Genomic DNA, 18,570 nt, shown 5'->3' on the forward strand with positions numbered 1-18,570 from the left:
CGTGGGCGCGGCAAGCAGCGCCCCTGCCACGAAAGGGATTCATCATGTCACGCAAACAGACGCCATTGCGCCCGTACTTTGAGAAAATGCCCGAGATCGGCAAACCTCTCAGGGAAGGAGAGGTACGCCGCTCCCAGGCCAACGTTGAACTGATCCGCGAGCAGGAAGAGATCATCGCCCGGGAACTTGAACGGGTGAAAAACGCCGGCATCCCCGCCGAGAAGGTTCACAGCCGCGGCGGGATGACCATCTACGACCGCCTCGATTACCTGGTCGACGAGGGCACCTGGTGCCCCCTGCACAGCCTCTACAACCCGGCAAACAATGAAGAGGGCTGTACCGGGGTCGTCAACGGCATCGGCAAGATTGAAGGCAAATGGGCGGTGATCATCGGCTTCGACAACAAGGTCATGGCCGGCGCCTGGATCGCCGGGCAGTCCGAGAACATCCTGATGGTCACCGACATGGCCAAGCGACTCAACGTGCCGCTGGTCTGGCTGACCAACTGCAGCGGCGTCAAGCTGATGGAGCAGGAGACGGTCTACGCCGGCCGCCGTTCCAGCGGCGCGCCCTTCTACCGTCACGCCGACCTCAACCACCTCGGCATCCCGATTCTCAACGGCATCTACGGCACCAACCCGGCCGGCGGCGGTTACCAGGGTATCAGCCCGACCATCCTGCTGGCCCACGACGGGGCGAATATCGCCGTCGGCGGCGCCGGCATCGTCGGCGGCATGAACCCCAAGGGCTATATCGACGAAGAGGCCGCCCGGGCGCTGATCGAAGGCACCCGCAACTTCAAGGGCAAGGTGCCGGGGCGGGTGGAAACCCACTTCGACCAGACCGCCTACTTCCGCGAAGTCCACGATACCGAGCAGGGCGTCCTCGACGGCATCAAGGACTACATGCGCAAGATGCCCGCCTACGATCCGACCGTATTCCGGGTGGCGGAACCGGCCGCGCCGAAGCTGCCGGTCGAGGATCTCAACCTGATCCTGCCGGCCAACCAGAAGCGGCCCTATGACGCGATCCAGATCCTGGCGCGGCTCACCGACAACAGCGAGTTCATGGAATATCGTCCCGATTACGGCCGCGAGGTCTTCACCGGCATCGCCAAGATCGACGGTTTCCCGGTTGCCTTCATCGGCAACCGCCAGGGGATCTTCCCCGGCTATCCCGACTACGCCGAGGGCGCCTATCCCGGCGTCGGCGGCAAGCACTATCGGGAGGGACTGATCAAGCAGGGCGAGTTCGTCACTCTTTGCGGTCGCGACAATCTGCCGATCATCTGGCTGCAGGACACCACCGGCATCGACGTCGGCGACCTGGCCGAAGAGGCCGAACTGCTCGCGCTGGGGCAGTCGCTGGTCTATTCCATCGAACAGACCGACCTGTCGATGATGTGCGTGGTGCTGCGCAAGGGCACCGCCGCGGCGCACTACATCATGTGCGGTCCCCAGGCCAACAACAACAACGCCTTCACCCTCGGCACACCACTGACCGAGATCTACGTCATGCACGGCGAAACCGCCGCCGCGGCCTCCTACGCCCGGCGCCTGGTCAAGGAAGAGGATGCCGGCAACGACCTGGCCCCGACCCTGGAGAAGATGAACCGGATGATCCAGGACTACCAGGAGAAGTCACGACCGGCCTACTGCGCCATCAGCGGTTTCGTCGACGAGATCGTCTCGCTGCCGGAACTGCGCCGCTACATCCAGGCCTTCACCGGGGCCAACTACCAGAACCCGAAATCGATCACCCCGATCCACCAGATGCTGCTGCCCCGCATCATCAGGGGCTGAGCCCTGCTGACGGCTGGAGCCGCGGCAAACGCCGGCACGACGTCCCCCCTTTTCCCGGACCTCCTCTCCCGGGGAAAGGGGGGATTTAACTCCCGTTGATCCGGCCCGGCCCCGAAAGGAGTCGTATGACCGCCAACCGTATCGCCGCCCATTACGCCCGCCAGGATCTCGAAGCGACAATCATGGCCGCCATCGAACACGCCGGCGTCGACCTGCGGCACCTCTCCCCGCAGGACCTGGCCCCGCTGGACGAGTTTCATGTCGGCGGCCGCAGGGCGACCCTCGAACTGGCCCGGCGACTGGACCTCGAAGCAGAGACCCGGGTACTGGATGTCGGTTGCGGGCTCGGCGGCCCTTCCCGCTGCCTGGCCCTTGAATTCGGCTGCCGGGTCACCGGCATCGATCTGAGTGCGGACTACTGCCGCCTCGCCGCAACCTTTGCCCGTCATCTCGGGCTGGATGAACGCGTCTGCTACCGGCAGGGGAACGCCCTTGATCTGCCCTTTGCCGACGGCAGCTTCGACCTGCTCTGGACCCAGCACGCGGCGATGAACATCGCCGACAAGGCCGGACTCTACGCCGAAATGTGGCGGGTTCTGAAACCGGGCGGAAAACTGGCCATCTATGATATCCTCAGCGGCGAGGGCGGGCCGGTGCACTTCCCGGTCCCCTGGGCGCGCGAGGCGTCCATCAGCCACCTGGCAACCGCCGGACAGCTGCGGACGCACCTCGAAACCGCCGGCTTTCAGATCCTCGATTGGCGGGATACCACCGCACAGGGCCGCGACTGGTTCCGACGCCAGGGAGAACGGATCAGAAAGAACGGCCTGCCGCCCCTCGGCATCCACCTGCTGCTGGGCGACGATTTTCAGCAGATGGCCCGCAACCAGGTGCGCAACCTCGAAGAGGGGCGCATCGCCCTGATCGAAGCCATCGTCAAACGACCCTGAGGAGTCATCCATGTCCGAAGAGATCGCTAAAAAAACCGCCGCCACAGCCGCCCTTTACTTCAACGGCGTGGAGGGTGAAAAACCTTACGAATTATGGAAATCCTTTGATCGCGGCCTGGCCCGCGACCTTTCGCTGTTTATCACCGGGCAGATGTACGCTCGCGAGGTGCTTCCGCACCCGACCCGGCAGCTGGTGGCGATCGCCACCCTGACGGCGCTGGAAAAGAGTGAAGAGCTGGAACTGCACCTCAAGGCGGCGCTCAACGTCGGCTGCAAACCGCGGGAACTGGCCGAAGCGATCTTCCAGACCGCGGTCTATGCCGGCGTCCCGGCCATGAACCAGGGGCTCAAGGTGCTGCGCGCGGTCCTGCAGCAGGCGGACCTCTGGCCGATCCCATGACTTAAACCCTGAATCAGTGAGCCCCTTGTTGGCGGACAGCACAAATCATTGATCTGCCTGAGCTTCCCAAAAATCACCAGCGAACCTGTGGGTGCGCTTCAGATTTTTGAAAATCTCATTCAGACCAAGCACTTGCACTCTCAATCCAACAGGAACCCACTGATTCAGGTTAAACAACCCACAGGAACATCATGAAATTTACCGGAACCGATTCCTACGTCGCCACCGATGATCTTAACCTGGCGGTCAACGCCGCCATCACCCTCGGCCGCCCGCTGCTGATCAAGGGCGAGCCGGGCACCGGCAAGACCATGCTCGCCGAAGAGGTCGCCCGCGCCCTCGGCATGCCGCTCTTTCAATGGCACATCAAGTCAACCACCAAGGCCCACCAGGGGCTCTACGAATACGATGCCGTCTCCCGGCTGCGCGACTCGCAGCTCGGCGACGAGCGGGTCCACGACATCAGCAACTACATCGTCAAGGGCAAGCTCTGGGAAGCCTTCGAATCGGAACAGCGGGCGGTGCTGCTGATCGACGAGGTCGACAAGGCCGATATCGAGTTTCCCAACGACCTGCTGCAGGAACTCGACCGGATGGAGTTCTACGTCTACGAGACCCGGCAGCTGATCCGGGCGAAGCATCGGCCGGTGATCATCATCACCAGCAACAACGAGAAAGAGCTGCCGGACGCCTTTCTGCGCCGCTGCTTCTTCCACTACATCCGCTTCCCCGAAGCCGACACCATGGCGCAGATCGTCGAGGTTCACTACCCGGGCATCAAGAAGAACCTGCTGCAGGCCGCCCTGGAAACCTTCTTCGGCATCCGTGAGGTGCCCGGCCTGAAGAAGAAACCCTCCACCTCCGAGCTGCTCGACTGGCTCAAACTGCTGGTGGCCGAGGATATTCCCCCCGAGGCCCTGCACAGCAAACAGCCCGGCAAGGCGATCCCGCCGCTGCACGGCGCGCTGCTGAAGAATGAGCAGGATCTGGGACTGTTTGAGAAGTTAACAAGAAAGGCGCGAAACGTTTTTTAACGGAGAGGCACGGAGAAGGAGAGGCGCAGAGAGAAACAAATGCCTCATCTTTGATTTCAAGGATTTCTCTCCGTCTCTGCCCCTCTCCACCTCTGCGTTAAATGTTTTTGCCTTTGAAAGATTCTACCCATGCTGGTCGATTTTTTTCTGCAACTGAAACAGGCTAAAGTCCCGGTCACCATCCGCGAATACCTGGGGTTGCTCGAAGCCCTCGACAAGCAGGTGATCTGGGGCAGCGTCGAGGATTTCTACTACCTGGCGCGCCTCTGCCTGGTCAAGGATGAGACCCACTTCGACAAGTTCGACCGGGTTTTCGCCCAATATTTCGACGGGATCGAGAACCTCGGCGAGGAACTGGAGGCTGAAATCCCCGAGGAGTGGCTGCGCAGGCTGAGTGAGCTGGTGCTCTCCGAGGAGGAAAAAGCGCAGATCGAAGCCCTCGGCGGCTTCGAAAAGCTGATGGAGACCCTGAAAAAACGCCTGGCCGAGCAGCAGGAGCGCCACCAGGGCGGCAACCGCTGGATCGGCACCGCCGGTCGCTCTCCCTTCGGCGCCTACGGATACAATCCGGAGGGTGTCCGCATCGGTCAGCATGAGTCCCGCCACCGGCGGGCGGTCAAGGTCTGGGACCGACGGGAATTCAAAAACCTCGACGACTCGGTCGAACTCGGCACCCGCAACATCAAGCTCGCCCTGCGGCGGCTGCGACATTTCACCCGCGACGGGGCGCCGGAGGTCCTCGACCTGCCGGCCACCATCCGCGCCACCGCCGACAACGCCGGCTGTCTCGACCTGCAGCTGGTCCCGGAACGCCACAACAAGGTCAAGGTGCTGCTGTTCTTCGATGTCGGCGGCTCGATGGACGAACACATCCGGGTCTGCGAAGAACTCTTCTCCGCCGCCCGCAGCGAGTTCAAGAACCTCGAATACTTCTACTTCCACAACTTCATCTACGAAAGCGTCTGGCGCGACAACCAGCGCTACCGCGCCGAGCGGATCGACCTGCACGACCTGATCAACACCTACGGCTCCGACTACAAGCTGATCTTCGTCGGCGACGCGGCGATGAGCCCCTACGAAATTTCCATGGTCGGCGGCAGCGTCGAGCATTACAACGACGAAGCCGGCTATGTCTGGTGCCAGCGCCTGCTCGACGCCTACCCCGACGCCATCTGGCTCAACCCCACCCCGCAGGGCTGGTGGCACTTCACCCAGTCGATCGGCATGGTCCGGCAGATCATGGACAAGCGGATGTTCCCCCTCACCCTCGAAGGACTGGAGCAGGGCATCCGGCTGCTGAGCAAGTCGGCGGGGTGAGCCGGCCGCAACAGAACACCTCCCCGATCCTTTTCCCCGAAAACCGGAACCCTCCCCCCGCACAACCCGCATACCGGCATCACCGCCCGTTCAGTTTGCCGCCCTCCCCTTACCGTCCGAAACCAACGGCAATAATTTCGTGAGATTTTTTTGAGATTGGACCGTTACAATAGATTAGATTGGGAATAGTGCGAGAGATTGTGAATTATTCTGTCACAACATTGAATATAATAGGGCACCGTAGGGGCGACCGGCCGGTCGCCCCTGCAACGGCGGTGACAACATCGGCGACGGGATTTTCAATGCGACGCGTGCTGTCGCAAGGGTCATTAGAATAGGACCGGATATACTGAGATCGGGAGGAATTAGCGGTGAATGTCTCTGGGCGATAGTGGGACCAGACAAAAAAGATCGGGCAGCGGAGGTTGCCCGACGATATCCCCGCGGGTGCGGGGAACGGAAGATCTTCGGTTCGTAAAGGAAATTTTGAACCGGTTCATCCCAAAAGAATTGGGAACATTTGAATGTTATAGAAAAAATACGCTTATCTATATTTGGAATTCTGGTTGTGTTGCTCATGCTTGTCGTGTTGAGGAGGTAGGTAAGATGGGGTCGGAGGGGTATTTCCACTACTGGGGAAAAACTGGTGAAGATGGCAGTTGCCATTTGCTCCCTTACCATTGTCTAGATATCTCAGCCGTTGCCGCAGCTTGGTGGGAACTAAGCCCTACTATTCGTCGCAGTTTTTGCCAAGATTCCAATGAGAAAGAAATAAGGGCGTGGGTCCTTTTCTTCTGCGCATTGCATGATTACGGAAAATTCGATCTTCGTTTTCAACAGAAAGACCTGCCATCTTTCACGTCGCTTTACCCCTTGTCTGGTGGCACACTGCCTTCGGGAAGGGAAGTCAAAGATTACTGGCACGGTGAAGCTGGCCTCTACTGGTTCCATAAAGATCTTATTGCTCTGTACGGAACTCCCGATTCGGGCTGTGGTTTGTTTTGCAATGAAGAAGAGCCCGAACACTGGCCTTTCTGGAAAAAATGGATTGAGGCGGTCACCGGGCACCACGGGCATTTGAAAAATGCTGAGTATGTCCAGAACGCGAACTTCAGCAGTCTGGTCGACCAGCGCTACCCTCAAAACGATCATGTCGCCCGTATCTGTTGGCTGCAAGCTCTCGAAGAGCTGTTCCTAAAACCTGCCGGGCTCACATTGACGAGCTGCCCACCTGAGCCCTCTCCCTTGCTGGCCGGTTTTTGTTCCATCGCCGATTGGCTCGGGTCGCGTTGCGACAAAGTCAACTTTTCTTTATTGGCAACGCGAAAAAATCTCCAAACGTATTTTGAAGAGAAAGTCTCTGTCGACGCCCAGCGGGTTCTACAGTTGGCCGGGATTGTCGGTCATGCGAAAGCCTTTTCCGGTGTTGGGGCGCTGCTGCCAGCAGGAGAGGTTCCCCGCCCATTACAGGCACTGATCGAATCCCTGCCACTGGAACCGGCTCTGACAATTGTTGAGGCACCGACCGGAACCGGGAAAACCGAGACCGCATTGGCGCATGCCTGGCGGCAGATTGAGGCGGGGTTAGCTGATTCGATTATTTTCGCTTTGCCAACCCAGGCAACGGCAAATGCCATGTTTACTCGTTTGGAGAGAGCGGCAAAGGTGCTTTTTGACGATTCTCCCAATCTGTTGCTGGCACATGGCCATGCCAGTCAGAACGAGCAGTTTGCCGCACTGAAAAAGCGAAGCCAACCCGAAGCTGGCGAAGAGCAGGATGGATGGGTCAAATGCAGCGAGTGGCTGGCCGAGAGCCGCAAGCGGGTTTTTCTCGGCCAGATCGGCGTCTGTACCATCGACCAAGTGTTGATTTCCGTGCTGCCAGTACGGCACCGATTTGTGCGCGGGTTTGGGGTGGGGCGTAGCGTATTGATTGTCGATGAGGTGCATGCCTACGACGCTTACATGTATGGCCTGCTCGAAGAGGTGTTACGACAGCAGAAAGCGTCAGGCGGTTCGGCGATTTTGCTTTCCGCGACTCTCCCCGCAGGGCAGAAAGAAAAGCTGTTTGCTGCGTGGGACGCTGAATTGAAGGCTGATGAATCTGCCCCTTATCCCCTCATCAGTTCGGCCGCTGGGAAGAAGGTTGAACCTTGCTTATTGCCTGAAGAAACACCGCAGGAAAAGGTTACCGTCCAACTGGAGAGCCTGCGAGTTGCAGACATGACCCCGGACGCCGACCTGATATCGCGTCTAATTGTCGCAGCGGGGAAAGGCGCCCAGGTGGCGGTAATCTGCAATCTGGTCGATGTCGCACAATCTCTCTACGAACGACTCATGAAGGGGGCGAAGGGACTGCCGATAGAGGTCGACCTGTTTCATGCCCGATTCCGTTTTCTGGATCGACAGGGGAAGGAAGCGGGTGTCATTGGCAATTTCGGTTTTGGGGGTGACCGTAGCAAGGGGCGGATTCTGGTTGCTACGCAGGTGGTGGAGCAGTCGCTCGATGTCGATTTCGATTGGCTGGTGAGCCAGCTGTGTCCGGTCGATCTGCTGTTTCAGCGCATGGGGCGGCTGCACCGGCATGCTGAAAACGATGCGACCCGACCGATTGAATTTAACAAGCGTTGCTGCACTGTTTTGTTGCCAACCGGCGAGGATTATGGGGGAACCGGAGTCGTCTATGCCAACACCCGCGTTCTCTGGCGGACGGAGCAGCTGCTGCGGGATGCGGAAGTCGTTTCGTTTCCCGATGCCTATCGCAAATGGATCGACGAGGTCTATCGGGAAGAAGGCTGGGGGAACGAGCCGGAATGGGTTGAAAGTGGATTTGCCAAATTCGAAGAGGAGAAATGGAGCAAACACTACAACGCCAGACAGATGATTCACAGGGCGTTCGAAATGAACCCCTTCAACGATTCAGACGAACAGATAACGGCTGTGACCCGCGATGGTGAGATGAGCCTGACGGTTATTCCGTATCTGGCTTCCGGCGGGGGGCGGCAAACAATCGACGGGGATCTTCTCGATTCTCTGGACGAGTACCGATTACAGGAAATCCTGATGCTCAACAGTGTCGGGGTTCCGGCTGGCTGGAAAGGCTATCTGGAAAAAATGGCCGAATATACCGAAGGCCGCTACTGGCTGGAGATGCAGCCGGATGGCGGCGGATTTATTGCTGAAGGAGAGAAAGTCATTTTCAGGTATCGACGCGATACCGGACTGAGGAGGGTGAAAAAATGAATCTATTGACCGATCCGTGGATACCGGCACGGCCCCAAGGCAGGGCGACAGCGCAGAAGTTGACCTTGCGACAGCTGCTGTGTGAAGACGAACGCTGGGAGTTGCGTCTGCCACGTGATGACATGGAGATGGCAACACTGCAATTGCTGATCTGCCTGACCCAGGCGTTGGCAACGCCGGCAGATTTGCCGGAGCTGAAACGACGAATTATGAAGCCTTTGGGACAGCAGGAGTTCAATGCCGCCTACACTCCTTTCGCGGACTGGTTCCGGCTCGATCATCCGCAGTATCCGTTCATGCAGGTGCGGGGAGTGAAGGCGAAGGAGCCGACGCCGATGGATAAACTGCTGGCCGGGTTGACGGGGGCGACCAACAGCTGTTTCGTCAACCAATCGGGATTGGGCGAGGGGCTTTGCCCGGCTTGCGCTGCTATCGCTTTGTTTAACCAGGCGATGAATGTCCCTGGATTCGGTGGGGGATTCAAAGCCAGTTTGCGCGGCAGTGCTCCGGTCACCACACTGGTACAAGGCGAACACCTGCGGCAAACCATCTGGTTGAATGTGCTGAGCACGGAGTCGGTCGAAGCTCTGCTTCCCTGGCATCGGCAAACGGAAGACCAGAAACCGACCTGGATAGCTCCAATCAAATCCGAAACCTTTTCATCCCGAAGTATCGGGTTTCTGCGGGGTCTGTTCTGGCAGCCGGCGCACATTGAGTTGCTGCCCGCTGAGTCGGTCGGAGATTGCAGTTGCTGCGGTCAGGGGGACACGGAAGTGTATCGCGGATTCAATAAGGCGAAATTCAATTACACCGTGACCGGCATTTGGCCGCATCCTCATGGGGCGAGAACCTCTACTGTGAAAAAGGGGGAACAGGAAGAGAAGTTCGTTTCTTTCACCACCGAAGCTCCCTCCTGGACTCAGTTGGGTCGTTTCGTGGCACGCCGTGCCTTTGTTGACGCCAAAACTCCCGGTCAGGAACCGGCGGCGGTGATCCGTCAGGCGCAAAAACTTGGTGTGCGGTTGACTCTCTGCATCGGTGGATATCGCAACAACCAAGCCTCGATTCTGGAGCGACGGCATGAGTTGCTACCCCTTGGCGAGGGGTGGAATTCGAAACCCCAGATTGTTCAGGATGTTGTGGATACTGCCATCGGCTATCGCGATGCGCTGAACAAGTCACTGTATTCCTTTTTCAAGGGAGGAGGGAGCAAGGGCGCCGGGCTGCCGATCCATGAATTCGGCAAGGCCCAATTCTACCGCCGAACGGAAGAAGCCATCCTCGACAGCTTGGCTCGTCTCGATTTCAGTAATCCACGTCCGGTTCTACTCGCGCTTCAGAAAAAACTGGATACAGAGGTCAGGGGACTGTTTGAGGAAGCGGTCCGTCCCTATCTGAACGACCCCAACCTGATTCATACCATGGCGGTTTCCCGCCGGACTTTATACAAAAATCTCAACGTACTGAAACCTCAACAGGAGGGAGGAGTCGATGGCAAAAGAAACTGATTTTATGGATCTGTATCAGGCCTGGCAGCGATTGCCGAACGGGCCAAAAGCCGAGCTTAAGCGATGCGGCGACTTGGGTGATCTGCTTGAAACCTCGGCGTTTTATCGTCTGCTCGCCGGGCGGGGTGAAGCGGAATGGCAGAAGAAAGCTTATCAGCGCATGATCTTCTGCCTCCCCTGCATCAACCACACGGAACAGAAAATCCCTCTGGGCGCTGCGCTGGCGAGAAGTCGCAAGGGGAGCCGGTCGGCGGTTTCAGAAAGCCGTATGATTCAAGTTGTGCGCAGCGAAGCGCCGAACGACATGGTTCAGTTGCGGCGGATTCTCAAGCACGCCGAACCGACAGTCAACTGGCCGCTGATGGCAAAACAGCTTTGGTACTGGGATCTCAACGAACGCAGTAAACGGAGTTTGCTCGAAGATTTCTTTCTCAATCACACCGACACATCAAAGGAGGGTTAAACCGTGCAGAATTTCATCAACTATCACGTTCTCATTTCGCACAGTCCGTCTTGCCTCAACCGCGACGACATGAATATGCAGAAGTCAGCCATCTTCGGTGGTGTGCGCCGAGTACGGATTTCAAGCCAGAGTCTGAAACGGGCGATGCGTAAAAGCGACTATTATGCTCAGCACCTTGGTGAAGCGAGTATCCGCACAAAGCATTTGAGTGGACTGCGGGATCGGTTGCACGAAAGGCTGGCGGGGCGTTTTTCTCCCGAAGTTATCGATAAAACTATCAAGCTGCTCATCGACAAGGACGTTTCCGTCGATGGAATCGTCGAAGGCGATGCCGTGGCCCCTTGGGCGGTGGAAGAGTTTGCCTGGTTCTGCGAGCGGGTTATGAATGCGCAGGCGGAAGGGCTGGAAGACAAGGCTCTGACCAAGCAGTTGAAAGAATCTATCGCCGCGATGCGACAGACGCTGGTTGGCGGGCTTGATATCGCATTATCCGGGCGGATGGCCACCTCGGGGTTGCTCAGTGAACTTGGCAAGGTCGATGGTGCGCTGGCCGTGGCGCATGCCTTGACCACCCACACGGTTGATGCCGATATCGACTGGTTCACCGCTGTGGATGATCTGCAGGAACTGGGATCTGGGCACCTCGACACCCAGGAATTCTCTAGTGGGGTGTTCTATCGCTACGCCAGTCTGAACATCGGCCAGTTGCAGGAAAACCTCGGTGGCGCACCACGCGAACAGGCGCTGGAGATTGCCACGCACGTATTGCAGATGTTGGCGACGGTAGTTCCGTCTGCTAAGCAGCAGAGTTTTGCCGCGCACAACCTTGCTGACTTGGCGTTGGTTTCCTTCGCCGATATCCCGGTATCGCTGGCCAATGCCTTCGAAAAACCGGTGCAGCAGAAAAACGGCAGTGGATTCCGTGAACCTTCGATTGCTGCGCTGCACGACTATTGGCAGAAGGTGCATATCGGCTACGGGCTGGAAGAACGCTGCGGGCAGTTTGTTTTGAACAAAGTGGAAACGCCTGCCGGGATCGCTGCGAAAGAGAGCCTTGAGGACCTCAAAAGTTGGGTGCGCAACAACGGAGAGGGGTGAGCCATGGGCGACTACCTGATTCTGAAACTGCAGGGGCCGATGCAGGCCTGGGGGGAGCACAGCTTTGAAGGGACGCGCCCTTCGGGCAACTTCCCGACCCGTAGTGCCCTGCTCGGACTTCTTGGTGCCTGTCTCGGCATTCGCCGGAATGAATACGAACGTTTGCAGCAATTGGCGGACAGCGTTCAATTTGCCGTGCGTAAAGATGCTCGCCAGACGCAAACCGAGTGGGGGGAGCCGAAAAAGCTGCCGATGGTCAAGATGACTGATTACCACACCGTCAAGGACGCACGGCAGAGTTACATTGGCCTCAAAAGCCACGAAACCATTCAGACCTGGCGGGAATATCTGCTTGATGCGGAATACAGCGTTGCTATCTGGGAAAACGAGGATGCAGCCGTGTCACTGGATGAATTGGAAACGGCCGTGCGCAAACCGGTATTCACCCCTTATCTTGGGCGACGGAGCTGTCCGTTGGCGCAACCGCTGTTTGGCAAAAGGCTTACCGCGGAAAGTCCGAACCAGGCCTTGCAGGCTGTTGAACCGAGCGGCGGTGTGATTTACAGCGAACAGCCATCAGATCGCAGCATGCGCCTGCGTGACCTGCCGATGGCGGGTCAACCACGCCAGTTCGCTTCCCGCACCGTCTACATCCACGGAGGGGATCATGTATCTGAGTAAGGTTATGGTGACTGGGGCCGCCTGTCGCAATCCCTATGAAATCCACCGCAGCCTCTGGCAACTGTTTCCAGAAGATCCCGACGCCAGGCGAGACTACTTGTTTCGCGTAGAGCGCGCCGGGCGGCAGCAGGCTGAAATCTTGTTACAGTCGCAGCGAAAACCGAGCGATTCAGAGTTGCGTAAGGTCCGACTGCTGGCGACGCGAGGGTATCAACCGAGGCTGCAGCAGGGGCAACGGCTGCGTTTTGCGTTGCTGGCCAACCCGGTCAAGACCATCAACGATGAACGCGGCCGCCTGAATGCCAAAGGCCAGGTGAAAAAATGCCGGGTTCCGCTGATTCGCGAGGAGGAATGGCGGAGCTGGTTGGAGCACAAGCTGATTGGTTGTGCGGAGCTGGAGACGCTGGTCGCTGAAAATCGTCTGCCGATAAATTTCCGCAAGCCCAAGGAAAAACGTGTCGGGAAAATTCAGCCGGTCAGTTTTCAGGGGATTTTACGGGTATCTAGCCCGGAAGCTATGATGCAGGCAATCTCTACCGGCATCGGCCCGGCTAAAGCCTTCGGTTGCGGCCTGCTGTCAATCGCCCCTGCGTGATGGAGACGAACTGCTTTGTTGACCGACACTAGCTTAATGGGGAGGGTGCAATGACCGAAAAACTGGCCGTTTTTAAAGGCAAGGGGATTCGCCGCACAATCCATAATAATGAATGGTGGTTCGTGATTGCAGATGTTGTCTCGGTCTTGACCGATTCGGTCAACCCGGCTGACTACATAAAAAAAATGCGCAGTCGCGATAAGGAGTTGGCCAAAGGGTGGGGACAAATTGTCACCCCCCTTTCGGTTGACACCCAGGGTGGCAAACAACGCGTGAACTGCGCCAACACCGAAGGCATCTTTCGCATCATCCAGTCGATCCCCTCCCCCAAGGCAGAACCCTTCAAACGCTGGCTGGCCAGGGTCGGCTACGAGCGAGTTCAGGAGATCGAAGATCCCGAACTCGGCACCGCCCGCACCCGCGAGCTCTACCGGGCAAAGGGTTACTCCGAAGCCTGGATCGAAAAGCGGATGCGCGGCATCGCCGTCCGTGCCGAACTGACCGAAGAATGGAAGAACCGCGATGTCGGCGGCAGCCGTGAGTACGCTATCCTTACGGCAGAGATTTCAAAGGCCACTTTCGGCATGACACCTTCCGAATACAAGGACTTAAAACAGCTCGACCGGGAGAACCTGCGCGATCACATGACCGACCTGGAACTGATCTTCTCCATGCTCGGAGAGGCCGCCACCACCGAAATCGCCCGCACCCGGGATGCACAGGGATTCACGGAAAACCGCTCCGCTGCCGGCAAGGGTGGAAAAATCGCCGGTGATGCCCGGAAGAAACTTGAGCAGGAATCGGGGCGCAAGGTGGTGACGGATGAAAACTATCTGGATGCGCCGGAAAGGCAAAAACGACTTGAGCGAAAAAAGTAAATCCAGGAGGGGATTGTGTCCACACCGATTCTGCCACCACTGAAACCGGTTCCGATCAAAGACCGCGTTTCGGTCATGTTCGTTGAAAAGGGCCACCTCGACGTTCTCGACGGCGCCTTCGTATTGGTCGATAAAACCGGCGTGCGCACCCACATCCCCATCGGCGGGGTTGCTTGCCTGATGCTGGAACCGGGAACTCGAGTCTCTCATGCCGCCGCGACCCTCGCTTCACGGGTCGGCTGTCTGCTGGTATGGGTCGGCGAAGCTGGTGTCAGGCTATATTCCGCCGGGCAACCCGGTGGCGCACGCGCTGACCGCCTTCTCTATCAGGCCAAGCTTGCCCTTGATGACAGCGCCCGTCTGAAAGTGGTGAGAAAAATGTATGCTGTTCGGTTTAAAGAGGAGCCGCCGGCAAAGCGCAGCGTCGACCAATTGCGCGGAATTGAGGGCGTTCGGGTACGAAAAATGTACGAGTTGCTTGCCCGACAGTATGGCGTACCGTGGAAACGTCGAAACTATGACCACACACGGTGGGAAAGTGGAGACATTCCCAATCGTTGCCTGTCTTCCGCAACGGCTTGTCTATACGGAATCACCGAGGCCGCAATCCTTGCCGCAGGCTATGCCCCGGCTGTCGGATTCATTCATACCGGAAAACCCCAGTCGTTTGTCTACGACATAGCTGACATCTTTAAATTTGACACGGTTGTCCCAGTCGCATTCAGAATTGCGGCAAAAAAACCTTATGATCCCGAACGACAGGTGCGAATTGCCTGTCGCGATGCCTTCCGCCAAACCAAATTATTAAAACGAATCATTCCCGTCATTGAGGAAGTCTTAAGTGCCGGCGAGATTGAACCGCCCAAACCACACGAAGAAGCTGTTGAAATTGCAATCCCCAACAAGGAAGGGATAGGTGATGTTGGTCATCGTAGTTGAAAATGTACCGCCTCGTCTTCGTGGACGATTGGCTCTATGGCTTCTTGAAGTTCGAGCTGGGGTGTACGTCGGAAAGGTCTCAAAACGGGTTCAAGAAATGATCTGGGATAATGTAGAAAAAGGTATTGACGAAGGGAATGCAGTCATGGCCTGGTCATCGAATACCGAGTCAGGATTTGACTTTTCAACCTTGGGTGTAAACCGCCGCACCCCTAAAGAGATGGAAGGTCTCAAGCTTGTCTCTTTTCTTCCTGAAGGAGGCAAATTGGACCAAGAAAATGTGCCCAATTTTTAATCATAATTTCCGGTAGAATTATCTGGTCTTTGAAAAGTGAATATTTTCATAAAGATAGAAGAAGTCTGTTCCCCGCACCCGCGGGGATGAACCGGTCATCTATTTTTAATGGACGATATTTTTCAACTGTTCCCCGCACCCGCGGGGATGAACCGGCGGAAGCGGTGGCGGAATATTTGTTTTAAAGCTGTTCCCCGCACCCGCGGGGATGAACCGCCGGATTAGCTCAATTAGGTAGAGCACCTGATCTGTTCCCCGCACCCGCGGGGATGAACCGATCGGATGTTGTTTCAGGCGGCGGCTGATCGTCTGTTCCCCGCACCCGCGGGGATGAACCGCACTGATGCCCCCGGTGTCGGCCCTGCGTTGCCTGTTCCCCGCACCCGCGGGGATGAACCGGAGTTTGATATGTTTGATTGCTGTTGCGGACGCTGTTCCCCGCACCCGCGGGGATGAACCGCTGACATGCCGCTCCTCAGTCGTTTTTGTCGGCTGTTCCCCGCACCCGCGGGGATGAACCGTCTGTCGTCCCCTTGCTTGACCTGTTCCGGCCCTGTTCCCCGCACCCGCGGGGATGAACCGGTCGGGATCTCGATGTTCTGCTCCGAGGTCGGCTGTTCCCCGCACCCGCGGGGATGAACCGCACGGCATCTACTCATCAGTCCTCACGGATGACTGTTCCCCGCACCCGCGGGGATGAACCGGAACTGTGGGGTGAGGTCAGGATCGGGTCGCTCTGTTCCCCGCACCCGCGGGGATGAACCGGATAACGAGGCGCTATTTGAGTCGGCCCGCAGCTGTTCCCCGCACCCGCGGGGATGAACCGGCGATGGACGACCTCAGGTTGCAGCTCTACAGCTGTTCCCCGCACCCGCGGGGATGAACCGTTTTTTGAGTGCCCTGTCTCGGCGATCACGCGCTGTTCCCCGCACCCGCGGGGATGAACCGAGTGATAAACCCAGAAGTCGTCGCCGGCTGCCCTGTTCCCCGCACCCGCGGGGATGAACCGGTAATCAATCCGGTTCCAACGTCGACGGAACGCTGTTCCCCGCACCCGCGGGGATGAACCGCCGTCAGTCGAGCCGGCCGTCACAGGGCAGGACTGTTCCCCGCACCCGCGGGGATGAACCGTAACAATCATTGGCGATGGCCCCGATGCTATGCTGTTCCCCGCACCCGCGGGGATGAACCGCTGCGGTTTTGAGTACGTCATCTTGCGGTATCCTGTTCCCCGCACCCGCGGGGATGAACCGGCCGCAGTCACAACAGACCATTTTATAGCCTGCTGTTCCCCGCACCCGCGGGGATGAACCGGTCAGCAGCGGGATGGCCAGGTACGAACGGCTCTGTTCCCCGCACCCGCGGGGATGAACCGGTGGGATGATAACAACGGTGAAGGCAACGCGTCTGTTCCCCGCACCCGCGGGGATGAACCGGTCACAATCTGCTTGATGACAATCTCCTAGCTCTGTTCCCCGCACCCGCGGGGATGAACCGCTCCGCGCAACGAACCGCCGATGCCGGACGACCTGTTCCCCGCACCCGCGGGGATGAACCGGCAATCTGTAAATTTTTGACCGACTGCGGTTGCTGTTCCCCGCACCCGCGGGGATGAACCGTGGGTATCCCTGTCCCAGTCACCACCCCACTTCTGTTCCCCGCACCCGCGGGGATGAACCGTCCGGACCCTTGTCGGCACGCAGCCGCTCTATCTGTTCCCCGCACCCGCGGGGATGAACCGGCGACAGATCCTTCCTTCGCTGCGCTTGCAAACTGTTCCCCGCACCCGCGGGGATGAACCGGCGCTGGCGTTGGAACTGGACCCGCCGATGAACTGTTCCCCGCACCCGCGGGGATGAACCATTAGCTAGAGATCGGGGAACCGGGATTTTAAACTGTTCCCCGCACCCGCGGGGATGAACCGATCGGCCATGCGTGACCTCTTCGTGCGTGGCTCTGTTCCCCGCACCCGCGGGGATGAACCGCTGACATGCTGCTCCTCAGTCGCTTCTTTTGTCTGTTCCCCGCACCCGCGGGGATGAACCGCTGATATCGCTCGGTGTCCTGGGCATTCACGTCTGTTCCCCGCACCCGCGGGGATGAACCGGGGGGCTAGTAATACCCCCCTTTAGTCTCATTCTGTTCCCCGCACCCGCGGGGATGAACCGCTCGACCAACACCACCAACGTCTCAAAAATCACTGTTCCCCGCACCCGCGGGGATGAACCTGGGACGCTCCCGGCCCGCTCCCGGCCGGATATCTGTTCCCCGCACCCGCGGGGATGAACCGAGGTCTCGGGCGCTATCGGCTCCAACGCTGTTCTGTTCCCCGCACCCGCGGGGATGAACCGCCTCTGCCGTCTCAGGACGGCGTCTATGACGGCTGTTCCCCGCACCCGCGGGGATGAACCGATGCAAACAGACAGCAGAAATAACAATAGAAACTGTTCCCCGCACCCGCGGGGATGAACCGTCCTTCTGGGCCACCTCGGGGGTCTGCACGGTCTGTTCCCCGCACCCGCGGGGATGAACCGGTGTTGGCAGACACAGACCTGGTGGTGACCGTCTGTTCCCCGCACCCGCGGGGATGAACCTTAATATAATTGACGGTGTGTTCTTCATCTGGACTGTTCCCCGCACCCGCGGGGATGAACCGCACCGGAGGGGCGCATGAGGCGAGGAGCAGTGCTGTTCCCCGCACCCGCGGGGATGAACCGCATGTCAGATACCTCCTGGCTCTGGTCCGTTGCTGTTCCCCGCACCCGCGGGGATGAACCGGTGGGAGTCTGGACGCGTACCACCGTTCCCGGCTGTTCCCCGCACCCGCGGGGATGAACCGGCCTGATAAAAGAGTAGGCGCTCATCAGAGATCTGTTCCCCGCACCCGCGGGGATGAACCTCGTCGGTGACCTGGATGGACGATGCGGCACCCCTGTTCCCCGCACCCGCGGGGATGAACCGCCAGCACCTCGTCACACCCTCGCGCCATTGTGCTGTTCCCCGCACCCGCGGGGATGAACCGACGGCGTAGAGGTCTTTGAACGTGGTGTAGGCCTGTTCCCCGCACCCGCGGGGATGAACCGTGAGCACCAACAGCGGCCATTATCTTGTTTAGCTGTTCCCCGCACCCGCGGGGATGAACCGCATGTCAGATACCTCCTGGCTCTGGTCCGTTGCTGTTCCCCGCACCCGCGGGGATGAACCGGTGGGAGTCTGGACGCGTACCACCGTTCCCGGCTGTTCCCCGCACCCGCGGGGATGAACCGGCCTGATAAAAGAGTAGGCGCTCATCAGAGATCTGTTCCCCGCACCCGCGGGGATGAACCGAGCACACCGATTCAAACGGCGCTCACGTGAAACTGTTCCC

14 protein-coding genes and 1 CRISPR repeat array (1 of these 15 cut by a window edge) are annotated in these 18,570 nt (G+C 58.6%); all 14 genes read left to right on the forward strand.

Annotated features, from left to right (window positions below):
- Positions 1 to 44: 44 nt before the first annotated feature.
- Positions 45 to 1,802 (forward strand): acyl-CoA carboxylase subunit beta, encoded by a 1,758-nt coding sequence (locus tag B5V00_RS10430; RefSeq protein WP_085010730.1) that lies wholly within the window; start codon positions 45 to 47, stop codon positions 1,800 to 1,802.
- A gap of 125 nt (positions 1,803 to 1,927) precedes the next feature.
- Positions 1,928 to 2,752: a class I SAM-dependent methyltransferase gene (locus B5V00_RS10435; RefSeq protein ID WP_085010731.1), complete on the forward strand. Its 825-nt coding sequence runs from the start codon at positions 1,928 to 1,930 to the stop codon at positions 2,750 to 2,752.
- Positions 2,753 to 2,762: 10 nt separating this feature from the next.
- Positions 2,763 to 3,152, forward strand: a complete 390-nt coding sequence (locus B5V00_RS10440; protein ID WP_085010732.1) for a carboxymuconolactone decarboxylase family protein — start codon at positions 2,763 to 2,765, stop codon at positions 3,150 to 3,152.
- A gap of 191 nt (positions 3,153 to 3,343) precedes the next feature.
- On the forward strand, positions 3,344 to 4,186 hold the full coding sequence (locus B5V00_RS10445; RefSeq protein WP_085010733.1) for an AAA family ATPase: 843 nt from the start codon (positions 3,344 to 3,346) through the stop codon (positions 4,184 to 4,186).
- 129 nt (positions 4,187 to 4,315) lie between these two features.
- Complete coding sequence (locus B5V00_RS10450; RefSeq protein WP_085010734.1) at positions 4,316 to 5,503, forward strand: vWA domain-containing protein; 1,188 nt, start codon at positions 4,316 to 4,318, stop codon at positions 5,501 to 5,503.
- A gap of 486 nt (positions 5,504 to 5,989) precedes the next feature.
- The gene (cas3, locus tag B5V00_RS10455; protein ID WP_245803947.1) at positions 5,990 to 8,746 is read left to right on the forward strand and encodes a CRISPR-associated helicase/endonuclease Cas3; all 2,757 of its coding nucleotides are present in this window, start codon (positions 5,990 to 5,992) and stop codon (positions 8,744 to 8,746) included.
- Positions 8,743 to 10,254, forward strand: a complete 1,512-nt coding sequence (gene casA / locus B5V00_RS10460; RefSeq protein WP_085010736.1) for a type I-E CRISPR-associated protein Cse1/CasA — start codon at positions 8,743 to 8,745, stop codon at positions 10,252 to 10,254. Before cas3 ends, casA begins: the two co-directional genes overlap by 4 nt.
- The gene (casB, locus tag B5V00_RS10465; RefSeq protein ID WP_085010737.1) at positions 10,238 to 10,717 is read left to right on the forward strand and encodes a type I-E CRISPR-associated protein Cse2/CasB; all 480 of its coding nucleotides are present in this window, start codon (positions 10,238 to 10,240) and stop codon (positions 10,715 to 10,717) included. Before casA ends, casB begins: the two co-directional genes overlap by 17 nt.
- A gap of 3 nt (positions 10,718 to 10,720) precedes the next feature.
- Entirely contained in the window at positions 10,721 to 11,815 is a 1,095-nt protein-coding gene (gene cas7e / locus B5V00_RS10470; RefSeq protein ID WP_085010738.1) for a type I-E CRISPR-associated protein Cas7/Cse4/CasC, read from the forward strand.
- Positions 11,816 to 11,818: 3 nt separating this feature from the next.
- The gene (gene cas5e, locus B5V00_RS10475) at positions 11,819 to 12,496 is read left to right on the forward strand and encodes a type I-E CRISPR-associated protein Cas5/CasD (protein ID WP_085010739.1); all 678 of its coding nucleotides are present in this window, start codon (positions 11,819 to 11,821) and stop codon (positions 12,494 to 12,496) included.
- Positions 12,483 to 13,091: a type I-E CRISPR-associated protein Cas6/Cse3/CasE gene (gene cas6e / locus B5V00_RS10480; protein ID WP_085010740.1), complete on the forward strand. Its 609-nt coding sequence runs from the start codon at positions 12,483 to 12,485 to the stop codon at positions 13,089 to 13,091. The genes cas5e and cas6e overlap by 14 nt, the downstream gene beginning before the upstream one ends.
- 50 nt (positions 13,092 to 13,141) lie before the next feature.
- Positions 13,142 to 13,969, forward strand: coding sequence for a BRO-N domain-containing protein (locus B5V00_RS10485; RefSeq protein ID WP_085010741.1), 828 nt, complete (start codon positions 13,142 to 13,144; stop codon positions 13,967 to 13,969).
- A gap of 15 nt (positions 13,970 to 13,984) precedes the next feature.
- Positions 13,985 to 14,908 carry a type I-E CRISPR-associated endonuclease Cas1e gene (gene cas1e, locus B5V00_RS10490; protein ID WP_139800738.1) on the forward strand — a complete coding sequence of 308 codons (924 nt, stop codon included), beginning with the start codon at positions 13,985 to 13,987 and terminating at the stop codon, positions 14,906 to 14,908.
- Complete coding sequence (gene cas2e, locus B5V00_RS10495; protein WP_085010742.1) at positions 14,889 to 15,203, forward strand: type I-E CRISPR-associated endoribonuclease Cas2e; 315 nt, start codon at positions 14,889 to 14,891, stop codon at positions 15,201 to 15,203. The genes cas1e and cas2e overlap by 20 nt, the downstream gene beginning before the upstream one ends.
- Before the next feature lie 65 nt (positions 15,204 to 15,268).
- A CRISPR array of direct repeats spans positions 15,269 to 18,570; the repeat unit is 29 nt; unit sequence CTGTTCCCCGCACCCGCGGGGATGAACCG (it continues 2,339 nt past the right edge of the window).

It is taken from the genome of Geothermobacter hydrogeniphilus (assembly GCF_002093115.1).
GTDB lineage: Bacteria > Desulfobacterota > Desulfuromonadia > Desulfuromonadales > Geothermobacteraceae > Geothermobacter_A > Geothermobacter_A hydrogeniphilus.